Genomic DNA, 22069 nt, shown 5'->3' with positions numbered 1-22069 from the left:
CGTGGATACGTGTCGGAGGCCGACGGTCACTTCTTGCCGTCCTCGTCCACGATCTCCGCGTCGACCACGTCGTCGGCCGCACCGGCCTGCGTGCCGCCGGTCGCGCCGGTCGCACCCGGGCCGGGCTCGCCACCCGGCTGCTGACCCTGCTCGGCCTGCTGCGAGTAGAGCAGCGAACCAGCCTGCTGGGAGACCTGCGCGAGCTTCTCGTGCGCGGACTTGATCTTCTCGATGTCCTGACCGCCGAGGGCGCCGCGCAGCTCGCCGAGCGCCTCGTTGAGCTGCTCCCGGTTCTCGCTGGGCAGCTTGTCACCGCTCTCGGCGAGGAACTTCTCGGTCTGCCACTGGAGCGCCTCGGCCACGTTGCGGGTCTCGGCGTCGTCGCGGCGGCGCTTGTCCTCCTCGGCGTGCTCCTCGGCGTCCCGACGCATCCGCTCGATGTCGTCCTTCGGCAGCGACGAGCCGCCGGTGATCGTCATCTTCTGTTCCTTGCCGGTGCCCAGGTCCTTGGCGTGCACGTTGACGATGCCGTTGGCGTCGATGTCGAAGGCGACCTCGATCTGCGGCACGCCGCGCGGCGCCGGCGGGAGACCGGTCAGCTCGAAGGTGCCGAGCTTCTTGTTGTAGGCCGCGATCTCACGCTCACCCTGGAAGACCTGGATCAGCACCGACGGCTGGTTGTCGTCCGCCGTGGTGAAGACCTCGGAGCGCTTGGTCGGGATGGTGGTGTTGCGCTCGATCAGCTTGGTGAAGATGCCGCCCTTGGTCTCGATGCCCAGGCTCAGCGGGGTCACGTCGAGCAGCAGGACGTCCTTGACCTCACCCTTGAGCACACCGGCCTGCAGGGCGGCGCCGACGGCGACGACCTCGTCCGGGTTGACGCCCTTGTTGGGGTCGCGCCCGGTGAGCTGCTTGACCAGGTCGGTCACGGCGGGCATCCGGGTCGAACCGCCGACCAGGATGACGTGCTCGACGTCGGAGATCTTGATCCCGGCGTCCTTCACGGCCTGCTCGAACGGGCCCTTGCAGCGGTCCAGCAGGTCCTGCGTCATCCGCTGGAACTCGGCGCGGCTGAGCGTCACGTCGAGGTGCAGCGGGCCGGCCGCGCCGGCCGTGATGTACGGCAGGTTGATGTTGGTGGTGGTGGCGGCGGACAGCTCGATCTTGGCCTTCTCGGCGGCCTCGCGGAGGCGCTGGAGGGCCATCTTGTCCTGACCGAGGTCGATGCCGTGCTCACCACGGAACGTCTTGACCAGGTGGTCGATGATCCGCTGGTCCCAGTCGTCGCCACCGAGGTGGTTGTCACCGCTTGTCGACTTGACCTCGATGACACCCTCGGCCAGCTCGAGCAGCGACACGTCGAAGGTGCCGCCGCCGAGGTCGAAGACCAGGACGGTCTGCTCCTTGGAGCCCTTGTCCAGCCCGTACGCCAGGGCGGCCGCGGTCGGCTCGTTGACGATCCGCAGCACGTTGAAGCCGGCGATCTCACCGGCCTCCTTGGTGGCCTGGCGCTGGCTGTCGTTGAAGTAGGCCGGGACGGTGATCACCGCGTCGGTGATCTGCTCACCCAGGTACGCCTCGGCGTCCCGCTTGAGCTTCATCAGGGTCCGGGCCGAGATCTCCTGCGGGGTGTACTTCTTGCCGTCGATGTCGACGGACCAGTTCGTGCCGACCTCGCGCTTGACCGACCGGATCGTCCGGTCCGGGTTGGTCACCGCCTGACGCTTGGCGACCTCACCGACGAGCACCTCGCCGTTGCGGGCGAACGCGACGATCGACGGGGTCGTCCGCGAGCCCTCAGCGTTGGCGATGACGGTGGGCTCACCGCCCTCGAGAACGCTGACGCAGGAGTTCGTCGTGCCGAGGTCGATACCGACCGCACGTGCCATCTTCGCTTCCTCGCTTCGTAAGGTTGTGCAGGTGACGGGCACTGCCCGCGGCTGCCTGGCGAGCACCGCCCGGAGCGGGCCCCACCACAAGTTGAGTGAACTTGACTCAATAGTGCCACGCGCCAGCGAATCGTCAAGTTGAGTTGAGTCGACCCGACGCAACCTACCCGTTATTACCGTCTGGTTGTCTTCCCTTGCATCGGTCGGGCACGCTTTAGCGGTGACGACGCACGGCGATCCCGCCACCCGTTCCGGCGCGCCCGCCGTCGCCACCCGCACCGGCCCGCCGGACACCGCGGAGGAGCCGTCCGCCACGACCGGGGACGACAGCCTCCCCGGCGCGCTGTCGGGCCTCCGGGAGGCGATCGGCGCGACCCGCTATCCTCTCGCGCTGCCCTCCGCCAGCGCTGCCCGGCACACCGCGACCGCCCTCACCGACCAACTCGACGACTACCTCCTGCCCCGGCTCGCCCGGCTGGACGCCCCGCTGCTCGTGGTGGTCGGCGGCTCCACCGGAGCGGGCAAGTCGACCCTGGTCAACAGCCTGGTCAAGGCCCGGGTCAGCGCCGCTGGCGTGCTCCGGCCGACCACCCGCTCCCCGGTGCTGGTCTGCAACCCGTCCGATGCGGCCTGGTTCCGACAGGGTGACCTGCTGCCCGGGTTGACCCGCACCACCGAGCCGAGCGAAGATCCGCGCGCCCTGCACCTGGTCACCGCGCCGGCCCTGCCCGCCGGGCTGGCCTTCCTCGACGCGCCCGACATCGACTCGGTGGTCGACGCCAACCGGGCGCTCGCCACCCAACTGCTGGCCGCCGCCGACCTCTGGCTCTTCGTCACCACCGCCGCCCGGTACGCCGACGCGGTGCCCTGGGAGCTGCTGCGCAGCGCCCGGGCGCGAGGTGCGGTGATCGCCATGGTGCTGGACCGGGTGCCCGCCGAGGCCATCGACGAGATCGCCGCGCATCTGGCCGAGATGCTCGCCGAGCAGGGCCTCGGCCAGGCACCGCTGTTCGTGCTGCCGGAGACCTGGGTCGACGGGCAGGGGCTGCTGCCCGAGGGGGTGACCGCGGCGCTGGCCGACTGGTTCGCGCGGCTGGCCGCCGACGCGGACGCCCGTGCTGCGGTGGTCCGCCAGACGCTTGACGGGGCGCTGGCCGCGCTGCACCCCGCCATCGAGGAGCTGGCCGACGCCGCCGACGAGCAGGTCGCCGCCGCCGACGCGCTGGACGAACGGGTCCGGGCCGCGTACCGGGGTGCCGAGCGCACCGCCGAGCAGGGGCTCCAGGACGGTCGGCTGCTCCGGGGTGAGGTGCTCGCCCGCTGGCAGGAGTACGTCGGCACCGGCGAGCTGTTCCGCACCCTGGAGGCACGGATCGGCCGCCTACGGGACCGGGTCGTGGCCGCTGTCACCGGGCGGCCGGCACCCGCCGCCGAACTTCGCAACGCCATCGAGTCACAGCTCGTGACACTGCTGCGCGGGGTGGCCTCGGAGGCCGCCGAATCCGCGTACACCGGGTGGAAGGCGCACCCGGCCGGTGCCGGGCTGCTCGACCCCGCGCTCGCCCACCCGAGCGACGACCTGCCGGAACGTGCCGAACGGATGGTCCGGGACTGGCAGCGCGGGGTGCTGGAGCTGGTCCGGGTCGAGGGCGGCGACAAACGGTTCGTGGCCCGCACCGCCGCGTACGCGGTCAACGCCACCGGGTTGGCCGTGATGATCGCCGTCTTCGCCTCCACCGCGTTCATCCCCACCGGGTTGGAGGTGGCCACCGGGGCCGGCACCACGGTCGCCGCGCAAGCCGTACTCCAGGCGATCTTCGGCGACCAGGCGGTGCGTACCCTCGCTGCCAAGGCCCGCGCCGACCTGCTGAGCCGGGTGCGGACGCTGCTCGACGCGGAGGCCGACCGTTTCTTGACTCGCACCGCGGACGCCCGCCCCGCCGCGGACGACGGCGACGGTCTACGCCGGGCCGCAGGTCGGGTCGAGCTGGCCCGACACCGCAGCGGCCTGTCCGCCGGTGGCGACACCCGGCCGGTCGCCGACGAGGAGGGTTTCCGGTGACGAACATCACCGGTCGGGTACGCGAGGCGTTCCGCGGTGACCAGCGGGTCGACGCCGACGCGCTGATCGCCCGGCTGGACGCGGTACGCCGGTTCCTGGCCGCGGTGGACGGCCTGCTGCCGGACGCCGAACTCGTGCCCGCGCACACCCTGGTCGAGCGGGCTGGCACCCGCCTCGCACTGTCCCGGGACCACACCGTGGTCGCCCTGGCCGGAGCCACCGGCAGCGGCAAGTCGAGCCTCTTCAACGCGTTGGCCCAGCTCCAGCTCTCACCGGTCGGAGTCCGCCGGCCCACCACCGGCGTCACCCACGCCTGCGTGTGGGGGCCACTGGAGGGCGCCAACCGTCTGCTCGACTGGACCGGCGTGCTGCCCCGACACCGCTTCGTCCGGGAGAGCGCCCTGGACGCGGACGACGAGACCGCGCTGCACGGTCTGATCCTGCTCGACCTGCCCGACTTCGACTCGGTGCAACGGTCCCACCGGCTTGAGGTGGACCGCCTTCTCGGCCTGGTCGACCAGGTGGTCTGGGTGGTCGACCCACAGAAGTACGCCGACCGGGTCATCCACGACAACTACCTGCGCGAGTTCCACCGGCACCGGGACGTCACAGTCGTCGTGCTCAACCAGGCCGACCGGCTGCCCCCGGCCGAGCTGCCCCGGGTCCTGGACGACCTACGCCGGCTGCTCGACACGGACGGGCTGACCGGGGTGCCCCTGCTGTCCACCACCGCCATCGACCCGGCCGGGATGGTCGGGCTGCGCGACGCGCTGGAGCGGACCGTCGCCGAGCGGCAGGCCGCGCTACGTCGGCTCGCCGGTGACGTCGACACGGTCGTCGTCGCGATGGACGAACAGGTCGGCTCGGCCCGGCCCGCCGGTGGGCCGGACGACGCGGCTGTCGCCGGGTTGAACCGTGCGTTGGCCGGTGCTGCCGGCGTGCCGGCGGTGAGCGAGGCGGTGGAGCGGGCGTACCGGCATCGGGCCGGCGCGACCACCGGCTGGCCGGTGGTCCGGGGCTGGCGGCGGTTGCGGCCCGACCCGCTGCGTCGGCTGCACCTGCCCGGCCCGGCCGCCGCGGACGCCGACCCGTCGGAGAGCCTGGTGGCGGCGACCTCGGTGCCGGACCCGACGGTCGCGCAGCGCTCTGCCCTGGGTCTGGCGATCCGCGCGGTGGCCGACCGGGCCGCCAGCGGCCTGCCCGCCTCCTGGCCGACGGCGGTGACCTCCGCGGCCCGGTCCCGCCTCGACGACCTGCCGGACGCGTTGGACCGCGCGATGGCCGGCACCGACCTCGGCCTGAACCGGCAGCCGGTGTGGTGGCGGGTCGTCGGTGGTGTGCAGTGGCTGGTCACCCTGGCCGCCGTGGTCGGCCTGGGCTGGCTGGTGCTCGGCTACGCGCTACGGGCGCTCGGCCTGCCCGCGTTGGACAACCCGATGGTCGGGCAGGTGCCGATGCCCACCGTGCTGCTGCTCGGCGGCCTGCTGGCCGGGCTGCTGACGGCCGCGCTGACCCGACCGGTGGTGCGCTGGGCAGCCCGGAGGGCGCGGGCCCGTGCTCGCCAACGGCTGACGGTCCGGGTCGCCGAGGTGGGCGAGGAGTACGTGCTCGCACCTGTGCGAATCGTGCTCGGCTCGTACGCGCAGGCACGCGACGCGCTGCGGGACGCCGGCCGCCGCTGACGTTCGACGCGACTCGCTACCGCTCTGCGTACGCCCCCGGCGGCGTAGGGTCGAAGCATGGCCACGCCTCAGACCCCCTACGACGCGGTGCTGCACGCCGCACGCGACGTGACCAAGCTGGAGTCCGCCCTCGACGCCGAGATGCTCGGCAGCGCGCTGCTGGGCAGTGTCTACGCGATCGCGGAGACCGACCGCGACACCGCCGTACGGGAGTTCGTCACCGGGTTCCTCGCCGCCACCGCCCGCCGCCGGATCGCGTCGGCGACCACCATCCGCCAGATCTTCGCCACGCTCGTCCCGGACGCCGACGGCACCGAGCGGGTCCGCCCGGGCAGCCAGGCGCCCACCTGGACCGGTCAGCTCGGCCGGGTGCACCTCACCGGCTCCTGGGCGTACGGAGACGTGTACGGCGACCAGACCTCCTACCTCGCCACCTTCGCGTACGACGACGCGTCCGGGGGCTCCGAGCACGCCCTGGTGGCCCTGGTGGACCACAACATCGGGATCACCAAGGACATCTTCGTGGGCGGGCCGGCGGAACGGATCCTGGACCAGGTCCGGCAGATGTGCGCGGACGACGAGCTGACCTGGTTCCGTACCGAGAACCCGGCCCGGCTCCGGGGTGAGGTGGCCCGCCACCTCGCGGTGACCGACGAGCTGAGCGAGTTGCCCGGGGAGGGTTCCCTCGCCACCGACCGGGCGCTGGTCGGCGCCCGGCTGGCGATGCTGCCCACGGCGGCCGACCCGACCGGCCCGGCGGAGGTCGAGCCGCTCTCCGCCGCCGAACGCACCGACCTGGTTCGGCGGTTCCTCGCCGCGCCGGAGGCCACCCGCTTCGGTCTGGACTCCGTCGACGGCCCGGAGCTGGCCTCGCTGCACTTCTGCCTGAGCCTGCTGCTGGACCACTCGGCCTCCTTCCCGGACGCCGACCCGATGCGCTGGAGCCCGGCGGTGTCCGGGCTCTTCCTGCTGGACTGGGTGCACCGTCGGGCCGTGCTCGACATGGACGACGCGGCGATGCTGCCCCGGGTGCTGCGCGCCTGGGCGCGGTACGCGTCCCGCCAGCGCGGCCTGCCCGAGGCGGCGACGACGCGCACCGACGAGGCGATCGAGGAGATGGTGCCGGAGTTCGCGCGCCTGTACTCGACGGGCGAGCGGCGCAGCGCCGCCACCGCCGCCGTGGCGCAACTGATGGCCGACGGCGTGGACCCGGACGACCCGGCCGCGCTGGACGCGTGGATCGAGGCGAACCGACACCGCCTCGCCGACGACGGCGCCTGACGACATCCGAGGCGGGCGGCCTGATGCCGCCCGCCTCGGCCCGGCCCCGCACCGCACCTCGACCCGGCCCGGCCCCCGCACCTCGACCCGGCCCGGCCCCCGCACCTCGACCCGGCCCGGCCTCAGCACCTCGGCCCGGTCCCGGGGCTGCCCGGCTCGTTCAGCGCAGCGGGCCGAAGACCGCCGCGGCGATCAGCGCGCCGACCACGCCGCCGGCGAGCACCTGCGGCACCGTGTGGTCCCCCAACCGCACCCTGGACCAACCGACCAGCGCCAGCAGCGGGGAGGCGGCGACCACGCGCGTCCCGAAGGTCAGCGTCAGGATGACCAGTGCGCCGGCGGCCACCGCCGAGTGGATCGACATCTTCCACCAGTGGCTGACCGACACGGCGACCACGAGGCCGACCAGTCCGGCCACCGCCAGCGCCAGCACCGGGCGGGGTGCGTCGAGCACGGCGAGCAGGGCGAGCCCTCCCGCGACCGAGCCGAGGCCGACCAGCAATGGTGCCCGGCGCTGCTCCCGCCTGCCGATGTGATGGTCCGTCAACCGGCCACGGCGTACCCCGCCGACGATGTAGGCGAACGGGATGCCGGTGACGAAGACCGTGGCGAGCAGACCCCAGACGAGGCCCTGGCCGGGGCGGCTCGCGCTGTGCCAGCTCACCGCGAAGATGAGCAACGACACGAGCACTGCCGGTGCGGTCACCTCGGTGACGAGCCGGGCGACTCGCTGCCCCGGACCGGGTCGGGTGGTGACCGGGCGGAGTTCCGCACCGCCGCCCACGCCACCCCCTCCGGTACGCGCCTACCGTCGAACACCGCCGGCACCGGATGGGCCGCGCCTGTTCGTCACCGTACCGCCGGGGGCACCGCGGGGTGTGTCGGTCGGGCCGGCGGGACGGGGCTGATCGTGGGAGTTGCGGAAGCGGTCGGCGACGACGGCACTGCCGGGCCGGGCCGGCTGGTCGGTGCGGTAGGGGCCGCGGATGGCGCGGGTGTGGTGGACGGCGGCGCGGGCGTCGTGGGCGAGCCGGACCAGGTGCTGGTCGGCACGGCGGTGGCGGTCGAAGGGTCCGTCGGCGTGGAGGTCGGACCCAGCGTGGGGGTCGGCTCGAACGTGGGCGTCGGGTCCGACGTCAGGGTCGGGGTCGGGTCAGGCCCGGTGGAGCCGGTCGGATCCGGGTCCGGCGGATCCGTCGGGTCCGGATCTGACGAACCGGTGGGCTCCGGGTCGGTCGGGTCCGGGTCGGGTGAACCGGTCGGGCCGGGGTCGGTCGGCGAAGCGGTCGGTGGCGGGGGCGCGACCGGCGGGGGCGCGGCCGGAGAGGTGCCCCGGGTGGGTTTCGGCGTCAGCGGCCGGGTTGTCGCCCGCAGGGCGGGGCCCCGGTCGGCCGTGGCCGGGTCCTCCGGCGAACGTCGCGGAGCGGCGGGCAGCCAGCCGCTGGTCGGAACGACGCTGGGTGTGCCGGGCGGCGGGAGCCCCGGCTGGCTGGTCAACGGGAACGGGATCAACACCGGCCCGACCGACGGGGTCGGGATGAAAGGGGTGCTGCTGTCCGGCAGCGCGGTGCTGCCCGGAGTCGCCGAGCCGGCACTGATCGCGGCCAGGATCGGCATCGACGCGGTCCCGGCCAGTAGGGCGACGGTGAGCAGGTAGCCCCGGGTGGGGCCGCCAGCGCCGGGGGCACGGTGCACGCCGACCACGCGACGGTAGCCGCCTGCGGACCGGTGCCGGCCGAGCGCCGGTGTGCCGGGACCGTCACCTGGCTCGTGCACCGCACACCCCTTGTCGTAGCCGTCGGACGAGATGAAGAGACGCCCCGCCAAAGCTGGCATATAACCCGATAGGCGCGATCCTGCAGGAATCAGCCTTACTTAGTCACCCTGCGTAAGCCAACCTCCACCGCGTGTCGACACGCGGAGCTGACCGAACGGTGACGAATCATCGCCGGATCGCCCTGTAAACCCAGGCCGGCATGATGGCGACAAACGATCGCAAAGCGTGGCCGGTCGGGATGCGGGGCAGGCGTACTGTGGGCGCGCTCACCTGCTCTGCGAATATGGAGCACGACGGCAACGCAGCCGTGACCTCCGCGCACCCTCGCGGCAGGCGCGGTTGAGCGCCGGCGCTCCCGATCCGGGTTCGGCCAGAACCCGGCTCACGCCGCGCGGCAACCCCCACCGGGGCTAGGCGCGGCCGCCAGGAACCGGTCCGGCAGCAGCCGGACAGGCGCACGAGTTGCGCGGCCGGGTGACCCCCCGGTGCCGACGCAGACACGACAGGGAGAGACCGATGGCAAAGGGCGACCCCGGGGGCACCACCCGCAGCAGGCGGGCTGCATCCCGCTCCAGGAAGGGCGCGGCCGGCGACCCTGAGCTGGTGCAGCTACTCACCCCCGAAGGCGAACGGATCGACAGCGTCACCGGGCCGGACGGCACCGAGTACCGCGTCGACTTCACCGACGAGGAATATCGCGGGCTCTACCGCGACCTGGTGCTGGTCCGGAAGCTGGACGCCGAGGCGACCGCTCTCCAGCGTCAGGGCGAGCTGGGCATCTGGGCCAGTCTGCTCGGCCAGGAGGCCGCCCAGGTCGGCTCCGGGCGGGCGCTGCGTACCCAGGACATGGCCTTCCCGACCTACCGGGAGCACGGCGTCCTCTACTGCCGGGGCATCGACCCGATCATGCCGCTCGGCCTGTTCCGCGGCGTCGACCAGGGCGGCTGGGACCCCAACGAGTTCAAGTTCAACATGTACACGATCGTGATCGGGGCGCAGACCCTGCACGCCACCGGTTACGCCATGGGCATCACCATGGACGGCAAGACCGGCACCGACGACGGCGAAGCCGTGATCGCGTACTTCGGCGACGGGGCCACCAGCCAGGGCGACGTCAACGAGGCATTCGTCTGGGCGGGCGTGTTCAACGCGCCGATGGTCTTCTTCTGCCAGAACAACCAGTACGCCATCTCCGAGCCGCTGGAGCGGCAGACCCGCATCCCGCTCTACCAGCGGGCCGCCGGCTTCGGTTTCCCGGGCGTACGGGTGGACGGCAACGACGTGCTGGCCACGTACGCGGTCACCCGCACCGCGCTGGACAACGCCCGGCACGGGCAGGGCCCGAGCCTGATCGAGGCGTACACCTACCGGATGGGCGCGCACACCACCTCCGACGACCCGACCCGCTACCGGATCGCCAGCGAGGTCGAGGCGTGGCAGGCAAAGGATCCGATCAGCCGGGTCAAGGCATTCCTGGAGAAGCAGAAGATCGCCGGCGCGGACTTCTTCGCCGAGGTCGACGAGCAGGCCCGCCGCGAGTCGGTGCACCTGCGTGAGCGGGTGCTCGCCATGCCCAACCCGGAGCCGGTGACGATGTTCGACCACGTCTACCCCAACGGGTCCCCGCTGCTCGACGAGCAGCGCGCGCAGTTCAGCCGCTACATGGAGTCGTTCGAGGGGAGCGCACACTGATGGCCACGGAGACGCTCACCCTCGGCAAGGCCCTCAACACCGGCCTGCGTCGCGCCCTGGAGACCGACCCCAAGGTCATCATCATGGGTGAGGACGTCGGCAAGCTCGGCGGCGTCTTCCGGATCACCGACGGGCTCCAGAAGGACTTCGGCGACCAGCGGGTGATCGACACCCCGTTGGCCGAGTCCGGCATCATCGGCACCGCGGTCGGCCTGGCCATCCGTGGCTACCGGCCGGTCTGCGAGATCCAGTTCGACGGTTTCGTCTACCCCGCGTACGACCAGATCGTGTCGCAGGTGGCGAAGATGCACTACCGCTCGCGCGGCAAGCTCAGCATCCCCATGGTGATCCGGATTCCGTTCGGCGGCGGCATCGGCGCGGTCGAGCACCACTCCGAGTCACCGGAGGCGTACTTCGCGCACACCGCCGGCCTGAAGGTGGTGTCCTGCTCCAACCCGCAGGACGCGTACGTGATGATCCAGCAGGCCGTCGCCTCGGACGACCCGATCGTCTTCCTGGAGCCCAAGCGGCGCTACTGGGAGAAGGGTCAGGTCGACCTGGGCGCGCCGCTGTCCGAGGCGTACCCCCTGCACTCGGCCCGGGTCGTGCGGCCCGGCACCGACGTCACCCTGCTGGCCTACGGGCCGATGGTGCGGACGTGCCTGGAGGCGGCGACCGCCGCCGCCGAGGACGGCCGGGAGCTGGAGGTCATCGACCTGCGCTCGCTCTCCCCGCTGGACCTGAGCTCCGCCTACGAGTCGGTGAAGCGCACCGGCCGCGCGGTCGTGGTGCACGAGGCGCCGTCCAACATCGGCATCGGCGCCGAGTTGGCCGCCCGGATCACCGAGGAGTGCTTCTACTCCCTGGAGTCGCCCGTGCTGCGGGTGACCGGCTTCGACACCCCCTACCCGGCCGCCCGGGTGGAGGAGGAGTACCTGCCCGACCTCGACCGGGTGCTCGACGCCGTCGACCGCACCTTCGGCTGGTGAGCGACATGTCCCGGATCAAGACGTTCAACCTGCCCGACCTGGGCGAGGGGCTGACCGAGGGCGAGATCCTGGCCTGGCTGGTCAAGGTCGGCGACACCATCGAGCTGAACCAGCCGATCGTCGAGGTGGAGACGGCCAAGGCGGCGGTGGAGATTCCGGCGAAGTGGGCCGGACAGGTGCAGACGATCTTCCACCCGGAGGGCACCACGGTGGAGGTCGGTGCGCCGATCATCTCGATCGACACCGACCCGGGCGCCGGTCCGCTGGAAGGCCCGTCGACCACGGCCACCTCCAGCGGCGACCTGCCCACCCCGTCGGCGGCTTCGCTGGCGGCGGTGGAGGTGGCGCCGGCCGAGGGCATGGTGGAGCCCGGCCTGATCGGCGGTCCGGCCCCGGGCGGGCGGACCGCGGTGCTGGTCGGCTACGGCCCGCGTACGACCGCCGCCAAGCGCCGCCCGCGCAAGGGTGGCGTGCCGGCGCAGACCGCCGCCCCTACCGGGGTCGATCATGGAGTTGTGGTGGGTGACAAACCAGCCGCGACCCCCACGATTCCGGCACCACAAATCCATGATCGACGCGGTGGGTCGAGCGGCGGCGCGACCGGCGGGGCAGTGCTGGCCAAACCGCCGGTGCGCAAGATCGCCAAGGATCTCGGGGTCGACCTGGCCGCTCTGACCGGTTCGGGTCCGCTGGGCTCGATCACCCGTGAGGACGTGCAGCGGGCGGCGAGCGGCGCCACGGTGGTGGCCGAGCCGGTCACGGCGACGGCGACGAGCGCCGCGAGCTTCGGCGCGGACCGCGAGCAGCGCATCCCGGTCAAGGGGGTACGCAAGCTCACCGCCGAGAACATGTCGCGCTCGGCGTTCACCGCTCCGCACGTGACGGAGTTCCTGACCGTCGACGTGACCCGGGCGATGAAGGCTCTGGAGCGGCTGCGCAACCGACGGGAGTGGCGTGACGTACGGGTCTCGCCGCTACTGCTGGTGGCGAAGGCCGTGCTGCTGGCGGTGAAGCGTCACCCGATGGTCAACTCGACCTGGGCCGGCGACGAGATCGTGGTCAAGGAGTACGTCAACCTCGGTATCGCGGCAGCCACCGAGCGCGGCCTGATCGTGCCGAACGTCAAGGACGCCGGTCGACTTTCGCTACGGGAGTTGGCGGACTCGCTGACCGAGCTGGTGCAGACGGCCAAGTCGGGCCGTACCTCGCCGGCGGACATGTCCGGTGGCACGTTGACCATCACCAACGTCGGCGTGTTCGGGGTGGACACCGGCACGCCGATCCTGCCGCCGGGTGAGTCCGCGATCCTGGCCTTCGGCGCGGTGCGGGAGATGCCCTGGGTGCACAAGGGCAAGGTCAAGGTGCGTCAGGTGACCACCCTGGGGCTGAGCTTCGACCACCGGATCATCGACGGTGAGCTGGGCTCGAAGTTCCTGCGCGACATCGGCGACTTCCTCGCCGATCCGGAGGCGGCGCTGCTCGCCTGGACCTGATCGTTTCGCGACGCCAGCCACGGCCGGTGTGCCACGGGTTAACGCCCGGCACACCGGCCGTGTCGTTTGGGCAACGGAACCGTCGGCCCGAAGGCCTGTTGACCTTTGATTGTTAGGCAAGTGTCTCAGCTCACCTAATAATCGATGGAAGTTCGCCGGCTTCTGCGGTTGAATAGATGCATCAGGGGCTGACAACCGAATAGCTAGGGGGACCCACCAATGAGCATGATCGAGCGAATCCGCAACCACCGCGACGCCAACCGCCGCGCCCGTGCCATCGAGCACGCGCTGCGCTCGGCGAACTCGCCGGCAGTTCGCGAAGAGATCCTCGTCATCGCCCAGCGTCACATGAGCTGACGCTCCACGACATTCCGCACCTCCTCCAGATCGATGGCCCACCCGGCCCACCGGGTGGGCCATCGGCGTTTCCCACCACCCACCACCGGGATTCCGCCCTGCCGCAGCGCCCGGTACGGTGGGCTTCGGTCGCCGCCCGCCGACCCGGCAGAGGCCGAGCCGACAGAAGCTGCTCGACACCGACCGGCCACGCGCAGTGACGACCGGTGCTCCTTGGACGCGCCGTGCCGCTACCCGATACCGTGCGGGGAGCCGGCACAGCGGTACGCCGGTGACGCCGGCAGCCACGCCGAGGAGACCGATCGGCACCGGCGAGCCGACATGTGATGGAGGAGGCGCACCCATGACGTCCGAGGGCCCGCACCGTCCCGGCCAAGAGCCGGACGAGGTGTCACCGGGCGCCGGCGGACCGGCGCCGTACGGCGACCGCCCGGCGCAGCCGGACAACGGCCACAACGCCGCCGGCCCCGACCTGGGCTGGGCGCCCCCGCCGCCGACGCGGCCCAACCCGTCGACACCGGCATGGGCGACCCAACCCGAGCAGCCGCCCGCCCCCGCCTGGGGTGCTGCCCCGCAACCCAACGACCCGGCGCAGCCCGCCTGGGCCGCTGGCGGCGGCACGAGCGAGCCACCTCAGCAGCAGCCCGGCGGCTGGCCCGGCAACGACGGCGCACCAGCCCCGGCCCAGCCTGGCCCGTGGGCCGCGCAGCAGCAGGGCTGGACGCCCGCGGAGCAGAGCGCACCGGCACCCAACTGGACCCCGAGCGCCCCCGAGCAGCCCGACTGGGTGCAGGCCCAGCCGGCCGCGAGAGGTGCCGCACAGGTGCCCCCCGCCACCACTGCCTGGCCTGCCCAGGAAGACCCGGCCCAGTCCGGCGGCTGGGGTGGCGCCGCGCAGGCCAACCCGCCCGCCGCTGGTGACTGGCGCGGGGCCGAGTCGCAGCAGCCCGAGCCGCCGCAGGCCGGTGGTTGGTCCGGCGGCGCCCAGCAGGACAACGCGACCGGCAACGGCGGCTGGCCCGCCAGCGCCGCCGCGCCCGGCGACCAGCCGGTGTGGACGCCGGCCGAGCAGTCACCGCCGACCTGGGGCCAGCCCGCCGAGCCGACGGAGCAGCCCGCCCCCGCGTGGGGACAGGCCGCCCAGCCGAACGCCGCCCGTGGGGCAGCCCAGGTGCCGGCGCCGAACCGGCCCGGCCAGGACGACCCGGCGCAGTCCGGCGGGTGGGCCGCACAGCAGCAGGCGCAATCCGCAGCCTGGAACGACGGCGGCGGCGACGCCCGACAGGACCAACCCGCGCAGCCCGCCGCCTGGCAGGGTGCCGAGGGCCGTCCGCAGCAGCCCGACTGGGTGCTCTCACCCCAGGACCAGCCGACCGATCGGCCGGAGCCGTCGGGGTGGACCCCGCCGGAGCAGAGCGGCCTCCCCGCTCGCGCCAGCGCCAGCGTGCCCGGCAACGACGGCACGCCCGCCTGGCCTGCCAACCCGGACAACGCGGCACCGAGCACCCCCGCCGTACCGGAGGCCGAACCGTGGGCACCCGGCGAGGTGTGGGGTCGCGCGGAGGCGGAGGCATCCGCCCAGTCCCGCGGCGGCTGGGAGGCGGACCGCGGCGACGAGGCACCCGCCTACCAGCCCGGGCCCGCGCCGGGCATCTCGCCGGCAAACGCGGTGCCGCTGCCCCCGCAGGAGCAGCGCGTGCCGGGCGCCAGCCTGGCCGCCATCCCGCCGGCCGACTACGCGGCACCCCAGGCCCAGTTCGCACCGATCCCCGAGCAGCCCGCGTACGCCGAGCGGGAGGCACCGGACGCCGCCGCACAGTACGAGGCGGAGCCGGCCGGCTGGGGCCGCGCCGAGGACGCTTCTGTGAGTGGCGCGGTGGTGCCTGCCCCGCGTACCTCTCCGGAGTCCGGGGCGGGCCGTGCGGTCGTACCGACGTCGGAGGCCGAGTCGGCAGCCGGCGCGGCGGCCCGGGCCACGGCGAGCGCCTCGGTGCCGCTGGCCAGCCGGGTCATGCCCCCGACCGACCAGGCCGTCCGGCCGTCCGGCACGGCCGCACCACAACCTCGGGTGTACGGCCGCCCGGCTCGGCCCGAGCCGGAGAACGAGCCGGAGCCGGAGGCGTTCCAGGCCGAACCGCCAGCCGCGCGGCAGGTCACACCGGAGTGGCAGAACGACTCACAACGCCCGGTCGTACCCGAGTGGCAGCACGACTCGCAGCGGCAGACCGCGCCGGAGTGGCAGAACGACTCGCAACGCCCTGTCGTGCCCGAGTGGCAGGACGACTCGCAGCGGCAGGCCGGTCCCGGCTGGGGCGGCGAGCCCGCAGCCGATCCGCGCTTCGACGACCGGCAGCCCGCACCGACCGCGTTCGGTGAGGCACCGCCGGCGTTCCCGCCCGGTGTGCCGTCCTTCGTCGACACGCCCGGCAACAGCCGGCCGGTCAACGGCAACCGACCGCACGCCGGTGCCGAACGGCCGGCCGACCAGTTCGGCGGCCCCGGGTCACCGGCCGCCGGCACCGCCGCGGTCAACGGAACCACCGCCTTCGGCGGGCCGGACTTCGACGGACCGAACGCCGGTGGCTTCGGCGGGCCGGGCTCCGGTGGCTTCGGCGCGCCGGGCTTCGGTGCCGGGCCGGCAACCGAGCCGGCGCCGGGCAGCAACTTCCCGCCGTCGTTCCCGCCTGCGCAGCAGCCCCCGTCGCCCTGGGGCCAGGAGGCCGGCCAGTCGGACCAGGGCCGGTTCGACGCGTTCAAGCCGGACGCCGACGAGCCGAAGGCGGAGCCGCCGACCCCGAAGGTACGCAACGGTCGGGTGCTGGCCGCGGTGCTGATCGCCGCGGTGCTGATCCTCGCGGTGCCGCTCGGCCTGCTGCTGCTGCTCGGCAAGGTGGGCAAGGACGACTCGCCGGCCTTCGACCCGGCCGTCGGCACCTGTGTGAAGCAGTCCGGTCAGGGTGGCGCTTCGGCCGCCGACTGCGGCGAGGCGGACGCTTTCACGATCGTGTCGAAGGTGGACGCGAAGGAGAAGTGCACCGACCCGACGCAGCCGCACGTGGTGCTGCCTGGTGACGGCACCAACCGGGTGCTCTGCCTCAAGCCGGCCACGAAGTAACTCCACCGACGGCGGGGGCACGGTCGACCGTGCCCCCGCCGTCGTCGTACCCGGTGCGTCAACTCCCTGATCGTTGGCAGCGGGGCCACTCGACACGCTGAGCACCGCACTGCTGAGCTGCCACCGATCGCCGCTGCCAGCACGGCTCGACACCTGCTGTCGTCCGGGTCACGGCGATCCTGCCCGCGGGGCGTGGCAGGCTGAGGGCATGGGAACGACAGCGCGTGTACGGGCGCCCGAACTGCGGGGCCGGCAGTGGCTCAACACCGGCGGCCGGAATCTGACCTTGCAGGATCTTCGCGGCAAGATCGTGATCGCGGACTTCTGGACGTTCTGCTGCATCAACTGCCTGCACGTCCTCGACGAGCTGCGCCCGCTGGAGGAGAAGTACGGCGACGTGCTCGTCGTGATCGGTGTGCACTCCCCGAAGTTCGAGCACGAGAAGGACCCGGACGCGCTCGCCGCCGCCGTCGAGCGGTACGGGGTGCACCACCCCGTACTCGACGATCCCGAGATGGACATGTGGCAGCAGTACGCGGCGCGGGCCTGGCCGACGCTGTCGGTGATCGACCCCGAGGGGTACGTCGTCGCCACCATGGCGGGCGAGGGGCACGCCGAGGGGCTGGCCCGGTTGATCGACGAGCTGATCGCCACCCACGAGACCAAGGGCACCCTGCACCGGGGCGACGGGCCGTACGTGCCGCCGCCGGCACCGGAGACCGCGCTGCGCTTCCCGGGCAAGGCGGCGCAGCTGCCGAACGGCAACCTGCTGGTCTCGGACTCGGCCCGGCACTCCCTGGTCGAGGTGGCTCCGGACGGCGAGACGCCGGTGCGCCGGATCGGCTCGGGCGAGCGGGGCCGCGCCGACGGACCGGCTGCCGCGGCGACGTTCTCCGAGCCGCAGGGGGTGTGCCTGCTGCCCACGCATGTCGCCGAGGTCGCCGGCTACGACCTGGTGGTGGCCGACACGGTCAACCACCTGCTGCGCGGCCTACGGCTGGAGTCCGGCGAGGTGGTGACCGTGGCCGGCAGTGGCCGGCAGTGGCGTGCCGAGGTCGACGACCACGCCCACGACGCGCTCGCCGTGGATCTCTCGTCTCCGTGGGACCTGGCCTGGTACGACGACAAGCTGATCATCGCGATGGCCGGCATCCACCAGCTCTGGTGGTTCGACCCGATCAAGCGGACCGCCGGCATGTACGCGGGCACCACCGTCGAGGCGCTGCGCGACGGCCCGCTGGCCGAGGCCTGGATGGCGCAGCCGTCCGGGCTCTCCGTCTCCGCCGACGGCACCCGGCTCTGGGTCGCCGACAGCGAGACCAGCGCCATCCGCTACGTCGAGAACGGTGTGCTGGGCACGGCCGTCGGGCAGGGCCTGTTCGACTTCGGGCACGTGGACGGCCCGGCGGAGTCGGCGGTGCTCCAGCATCCGCTGGGTGTGTGCGCGCTGCCGGACGGCTCGGTACTGATCGCGGACACGTACAACGGGGCCGTGCGCCGCTTCGACCCGGACAGCAACCAGGTCTCCACGGTCGCCGACGGGTTGGCGGAGCCCAGCGACCTGGTGCTCACCCCGGCCGGTGAGGTGCTGGTGGTGGAGTCGGCCGCGCACCGGCTGACCCGGCTCGCTCCGGGTGCCCTGTCGGCAGCGGGTGCCAGCACGGTGGACGGGCCCCGGCACCGCACCGAGCGCAAGCCGACCGACGTCTCGGCCGGTGAGGTCACCCTGGACATCGTCTTCACCCCGGCGCCGGGGCAGAAACTGGACGAGACGTACGGGCCGTCGACCCGGCTGGTGGTCTCCGCGTCCCCGCCGGAACTGTTGGTGGACGGTGCCGGCACGGGCACCGAACTGTCCCGTCGACTGGTGCTGAACAGCGAGGTCACCGCCGGGGTGTTGCAGGTGACCGCTCAGGCGGCGACCTGCGACGCGGACGTCGAACACGCGGCGTGCCACCTGACCCGGCAGGACTGGGGCGTACCGGTCCGGGTGGTCGACGGCGCGGTGACCCGGCTCCCGCTGGTGCTCCGCGGCCTGGACGCCTAGCTGTTAGGAAGGGCCCCTTGTTATGCAAAATCCGATAACAAGGGGCCCTTCCTTTCACGCGAACGGGGCCAGGGACACGTCGGCGTCGATGAGGGTGGCGCGGACCAGTTCGGCGGCGGAGACCGCACCCGGGGTGTCGCCGTGCACGCAGATCGAGTCGACCGAGCAGGGGATGACGGTGCCGTCCACCGCCACCACGATCCGTTCGACGGCCATCCGCACCGCCCGTTCGGCCACCTGCTCCGGGTCCGTGATCACCGCGCCCGGTGTGCCTCTGGGCACCAGCGCCCCGTTCGGCAGGTACGCGCGGTCGGCGAAGGCCTCGGCGACGACCGGCAGGCCCGCGCCAACGGCGAGCTGGGCCAGCGTCGAGCCGGGTAGGCAGAGCACGGGCAGCTCGGGGTCGTAACCGGTGACCGCGGCGACCACCGCCGCCGCCTGGGACTCGTCGGTGCTGGTCGCGTGGTACAGCGCCCCGTGCGGCTTGAGGTAGCGGACCCGGGTGCCGAACAGCCGGCAGAACGCGTTCAGCGCCCCGAGTTGGTAGGTCACCTCGTCGCGTAGCTCGGCGAAGTCGTACGCGATGTGCCGTCGACCGAAGCCGGCCAGGTCCCGGTAGCCGACCTGCGCGCCCACCGCGACCCCGCGCCGCGCGGCGCCCTCGCAGACCCGTCGCATGGTGGACGGGTCGCCGCCGTGAAAGCCGCAGGCGACGTTGGCGGAGGTGACGAGACTCAGCAGCGCCTCGTCGTCGCCGAGTCGCCAGATGCCGAATCCCTCGCCCAGGTCAGCGTTGAGGTCCATGGAATCTGACGGTAGTCCCTGGCCGGGCCTGCGCGAGCGGGGTCACGTCGGTGACCACCCCGATGACGGGGTATCCGCCGGTGGTCGGGTGGTCCGCCAGGAAGATCAGGGGCTGTCCGTCCGCGGGCACCTGTACCGCGCCGAGCACGATCCCCTCGCTGGGCAGTTCGCCGGCGACCGCGCGGGGCAGCGGCGCGCCGGCGAGTCGCGCGCCGACCCGGTTGCTCACCGGGCTGATGGTGTACGCGGTGCCGAACAGCCGGTCGAGCGCGGTCGACGTGAACCAGTCGTCGCGGGGGCCGAGGCGCAGTGTCAATCGCAGCTCGGGCAGGGGCGTGGGGCTCACGGTCAGATCCACCGGCGCGGGTGCGCCGAGCGGGTCGCCGAGCGGCAGCCGGTCGCCGTCGCGCAGCGGGGGCGGGCCGAGCCCGGAGAGGGTGTCGGTGGCTCGACTGCCGAGCACCGGCGACACGTCGATGCCACCGGCCACCGCCAGCCAACTCCGTACGCCCTGTCGGGCGGGGCCGATCCGCAGCACCGTCCCGGCCGGCAGGGTGACCGGGCACCCGGTGTCGGCGGGGCGAGCGCCCGCCTGGACCGTGACCTCGGTGCCGGTGAGCGCCACTGTGGTGGCCCGGGTCAGCCGCAGCGTGCAACCGGTCAGGGTGATCTCCAGCCCGGCGGCGTGCTCGGGGTTGCCGACCAGCCGGTTGGCCAGCCGCAGGGCGGCCGGGTCGAGGGCACCGGAACGGGGTACGCCCAGGTGCGCCCAGCCGGGCCGGCCGAGGTCCTGCACGGTGGTGAGCGCGCCGGCGCGGAGCACCTCGATGGTGGCCGGGTTGGTCACGTCGCCACCATCCGGACCGAGGTACCCGGGCCGAGCCGGGCCGGCGGATCGGCGTGGACGTCGAAGAGGACCAGGTCGGTGCGGCCGACCAGCTGCCAGCCGCCGGGGGACGTGCCCGGGTAGATGCCCGCGTACGGGCCGGCGAGGGCGACCGAGCCGGCCGGCACCCGGGGGCGGGGTGTGGCCAGTCGGGGCAGCGCCAGCTCGGCGGGCAGCCCAGTCAGGTAGGGGAAGCCGGGGGCGAAGCCGCAGAACGCGACCCGGAACCGGGTGCCGGTCAACCGACGCAGCACGGCGGGCACGTCCACGTTCCAGTGCTCCGCCACCGCAGGCAGGTCCGGTCCGTCGAAGGAGACCGGGACGACGACTTCCCTGGCGTCGCGGTCTGCGGCTTTGGCGACGGCGTCATGGTCGGTGGCTGTGGGGTCGACGTCGGCTGTGGTGACAGCGTTTTGGTCGGTGCCTGCGGGGTCGACGTCGGCTGTGGCGGCGCGGATCGTCGCGGCGACGACGGCGGGTGCCCACCGGGTCAACTGTTCGGCCACGGCGGTCGGGTCGGGCAGACCGTCGAGCAGGACGGTGCTGGCCGCCGGCACGATCTCGACGGCGACCAGGTCGCCCTGCTCCCGACGCCGCCACAGCTCGGCCCGCCACGCTTCGACCAGGTCGACCTCGGGCACGTCGTCGTCGGTGGTGCAGTCGAGCAGCAGGGCGTGTGCCCCGACGGGCCGGATCCGCATCGGCTCATCTTCGCCGATGGCCTGGGGTCGCTGTGTTCACGCTGACGGTGCCGGTCGTCACCGAGACGACTACTTGAAAGTAACCTACGGTGCCGTAACCTGGTTGTCGTGACCACCTCCGCCCCGCTTCGCCTGAAGCCGGTCGACATCGGTAAGCCCCGGATGCGCGGCTGGCTGCACACGTACGCCTTCTTCGTCGCGGTGGTGTGCGGCATCGTGCTCTGTTCGATCGCCGCTACCCGCCCGGGGTGGGCACCCCTGGTGAGCTGCCTCATCTACAGCCTGACCGTCTGCGGGCTCTTCGGCACGAGCGCGTTGTACCACCGTCGAGTGTGGTCGGAGCGCGGCTACCAGGTGATGCGCCGGATGGACCACTCGATGATCTTCGTGTTCATCGCCGGCACGTACACACCGCTCTGCGTGATGCTGCTCGCGCCCCGGCCGGCCACCGTGATGCTGGCCCTGGTCTGGGGTGGCGCACTGGCCGGCGTGGCGCTCAAGGTGGTCTGGCCGCACGCGCCGCGCTGGGTGTCCGCGCCGCTCTACCTGGCGCTGGGCTGGGTGGCGGTGGCCATGTTGCCGGAGATCCTGCACGGCGGCGGTGTCGCGGCGCTGGTGCTGCTGATCGTCGGCGGCGCGATCTACAGCGTCGGCGCGATCTTCTACGCGTTGCGGCGGCCCAATCCGTGGCCGACCGTCTTCGGTCACCACGAGTTCTTCCACGCCTGCACCCTGCTGGCGGCACTCTGCCACCACATCGCGATCTACTTCGCGCTGTTCGCCTGACCCAAACGGCCAGGGCTGTCCGCCCTGCCCAAACAGCCGAGACTGTCCGCCCTGCCCAACAGCCGAGACTGTCCGCCCTGCCCAACAGCCGAGACTGTCCGCCCTGCCCGAACAGCCGAGGCGCAGGCGCGGCCAAGCGAACGCACCCCGGCTGCCTGGTCCGGCAACACCGCTCGGCGAGAAACGTCACGGCGGCAGCCGCCATGATCGTGCTCTATCAAGGACGCAGTGGCCTCGATCAGGCCTCGAAGGCCCTGTTTCCCGGATCGAGCACGATCACCGGCCGATCGCCGCGCCCAGCATCGGGCACGCACCCTCAAGATCCGCGCAGCTTCGGTGAAACTGCTACCTCAACGCGCCCTCAGGCAGCAGTTTCACCGAAAGTGCGCGGATCTTGGCGGGGCGGCGTGGCGGGGCGGCGTGGCGGGGCGGCGTGGCGGGGCGGCGTGGCGGGGCGGCGTGGCGGGGCGGCGTGGCGGGGCGGCGTGGCGGGGCGGCGTGGCGGGGC

Annotated in this window: 16 protein-coding genes; 11 read left to right on the top strand and 5 right to left on the bottom strand. The window is 72.9% G+C overall.

The window, feature by feature from the left end; genetic code table 11:
- Positions 1-26: 26 nt before the first annotated feature.
- Positions 27-1889, bottom strand: a complete 1863-nt coding sequence (gene dnaK / locus ABGB10_RS29165; protein WP_347664201.1) for a molecular chaperone DnaK — start codon at positions 1887-1889, stop codon at positions 27-29.
- A gap of 220 nt (positions 1890-2109) precedes the next feature.
- Here dnaK and ABGB10_RS29160 point away from each other — a divergent pair, with 220 nt between their 5' ends.
- From ABGB10_RS29160 to ABGB10_RS29150, 3 genes are read left to right on the top strand one after another with little or no spacing between them, the layout of a single operon-like run.
- Complete coding sequence (locus ABGB10_RS29160) at positions 2110-3951, top strand: ABC transporter (RefSeq protein ID WP_347664200.1); 1842 nt, start codon at positions 2110-2112, stop codon at positions 3949-3951.
- A complete protein-coding gene (locus tag ABGB10_RS29155) occupies positions 3948-5633 on the top strand; it encodes a GTPase (RefSeq protein ID WP_347664199.1) in 1686 nt (561 codons plus the stop codon). Before ABGB10_RS29160 ends, ABGB10_RS29155 begins: the two co-directional genes overlap by 4 nt.
- Positions 5634-5690: 57 nt before the next feature.
- On the top strand, positions 5691-6914 hold the full coding sequence (locus tag ABGB10_RS29150) for a hypothetical protein (RefSeq protein WP_347664198.1): 1224 nt from the start codon (positions 5691-5693) through the stop codon (positions 6912-6914).
- Between the two features lie 160 nt (positions 6915-7074).
- On the opposite strand, the gene ABGB10_RS29145 is transcribed toward ABGB10_RS29150, so the two are convergent.
- On the bottom strand, positions 7075-7698 hold the full coding sequence (locus ABGB10_RS29145) for a phosphatase PAP2 family protein (protein ID WP_347664197.1): 624 nt from the start codon (positions 7696-7698) through the stop codon (positions 7075-7077).
- 126 nt (positions 7699-7824) lie between these two features.
- Here ABGB10_RS29145 and ABGB10_RS29140 point away from each other — a divergent pair, with 126 nt between their 5' ends.
- From ABGB10_RS29140 to ABGB10_RS29110, 7 genes are all read left to right on the top strand, one after another.
- Entirely contained in the window at positions 7825-8571 is a 747-nt protein-coding gene (locus ABGB10_RS29140) for a hypothetical protein (RefSeq protein WP_347664196.1), read from the top strand.
- A 636-nt stretch (positions 8572-9207) separates the two neighbouring features.
- Positions 9208-10383, top strand: coding sequence for a pyruvate dehydrogenase (acetyl-transferring) E1 component subunit alpha (gene pdhA / locus ABGB10_RS29135; protein WP_347664195.1), 1176 nt, complete (start codon positions 9208-9210; stop codon positions 10381-10383).
- Positions 10383-11372, top strand: coding sequence for an alpha-ketoacid dehydrogenase subunit beta (locus ABGB10_RS29130; protein WP_347664194.1), 990 nt, complete (start codon positions 10383-10385; stop codon positions 11370-11372). Before pdhA ends, ABGB10_RS29130 begins: the two co-directional genes overlap by 1 nt.
- 5 nt (positions 11373-11377) lie before the next feature.
- Positions 11378-12865, top strand: a complete 1488-nt coding sequence (locus ABGB10_RS29125; RefSeq protein ID WP_347664281.1) for a dihydrolipoamide acetyltransferase family protein — start codon at positions 11378-11380, stop codon at positions 12863-12865.
- A gap of 219 nt (positions 12866-13084) precedes the next feature.
- Positions 13085-13222: a hypothetical protein gene (locus tag ABGB10_RS29120; RefSeq protein WP_167393602.1), complete on the top strand. Its 138-nt coding sequence runs from the start codon at positions 13085-13087 to the stop codon at positions 13220-13222.
- A 343-nt stretch (positions 13223-13565) separates the two neighbouring features.
- A complete protein-coding gene (locus ABGB10_RS29115) occupies positions 13566-16337 on the top strand; it encodes a hypothetical protein (protein WP_347664193.1) in 2772 nt (923 codons plus the stop codon).
- Positions 16338-16545: 208 nt separating this feature from the next.
- Positions 16546-18384, top strand: coding sequence for an NHL domain-containing thioredoxin family protein (locus ABGB10_RS29110; RefSeq protein ID WP_347664192.1), 1839 nt, complete (start codon positions 16546-16548; stop codon positions 18382-18384).
- Positions 18385-18438: 54 nt separating this feature from the next.
- Here the strand turns inward: ABGB10_RS29110 and ABGB10_RS29105 are convergent, their stop codons facing one another.
- The 3 genes from ABGB10_RS29105 to ABGB10_RS29095 are packed head-to-tail and all read right to left on the bottom strand — an operon-like array spanning position 18439 to position 20775.
- The gene (locus ABGB10_RS29105) at positions 18439-19188 is read right to left on the bottom strand and encodes a 5-oxoprolinase subunit PxpA (RefSeq protein ID WP_347664191.1); all 750 of its coding nucleotides are present in this window, start codon (positions 19186-19188) and stop codon (positions 18439-18441) included.
- Positions 19172-20035: a biotin-dependent carboxyltransferase family protein gene (locus ABGB10_RS29100; protein ID WP_347664190.1), complete on the bottom strand. Its 864-nt coding sequence runs from the start codon at positions 20033-20035 to the stop codon at positions 19172-19174. Before ABGB10_RS29100 ends, ABGB10_RS29105 begins: the two co-directional genes overlap by 17 nt.
- Entirely contained in the window at positions 20032-20775 is a 744-nt protein-coding gene (locus tag ABGB10_RS29095; protein WP_347664189.1) for an allophanate hydrolase subunit 1, read from the bottom strand. Before ABGB10_RS29095 ends, ABGB10_RS29100 begins: the two co-directional genes overlap by 4 nt.
- Positions 20776-20883: 108 nt before the next feature.
- Between ABGB10_RS29095 and ABGB10_RS29090 the strand changes: the two genes are divergently transcribed.
- Positions 20884-21561 (top strand): hemolysin III family protein, encoded by a 678-nt coding sequence (locus tag ABGB10_RS29090; RefSeq protein WP_347664188.1) that lies wholly within the window; start codon positions 20884-20886, stop codon positions 21559-21561.
- The last annotated feature ends 508 nt before the right edge of the window (positions 21562-22069 follow it).

It is taken from the genome of Micromonospora sp. B9E7, from assembly GCF_039871815.1.
Lineage (GTDB): Bacteria > Actinomycetota > Actinomycetes > Mycobacteriales > Micromonosporaceae > Micromonospora.
This window is presented reverse-complemented; position numbering and strand designations above follow the sequence as displayed.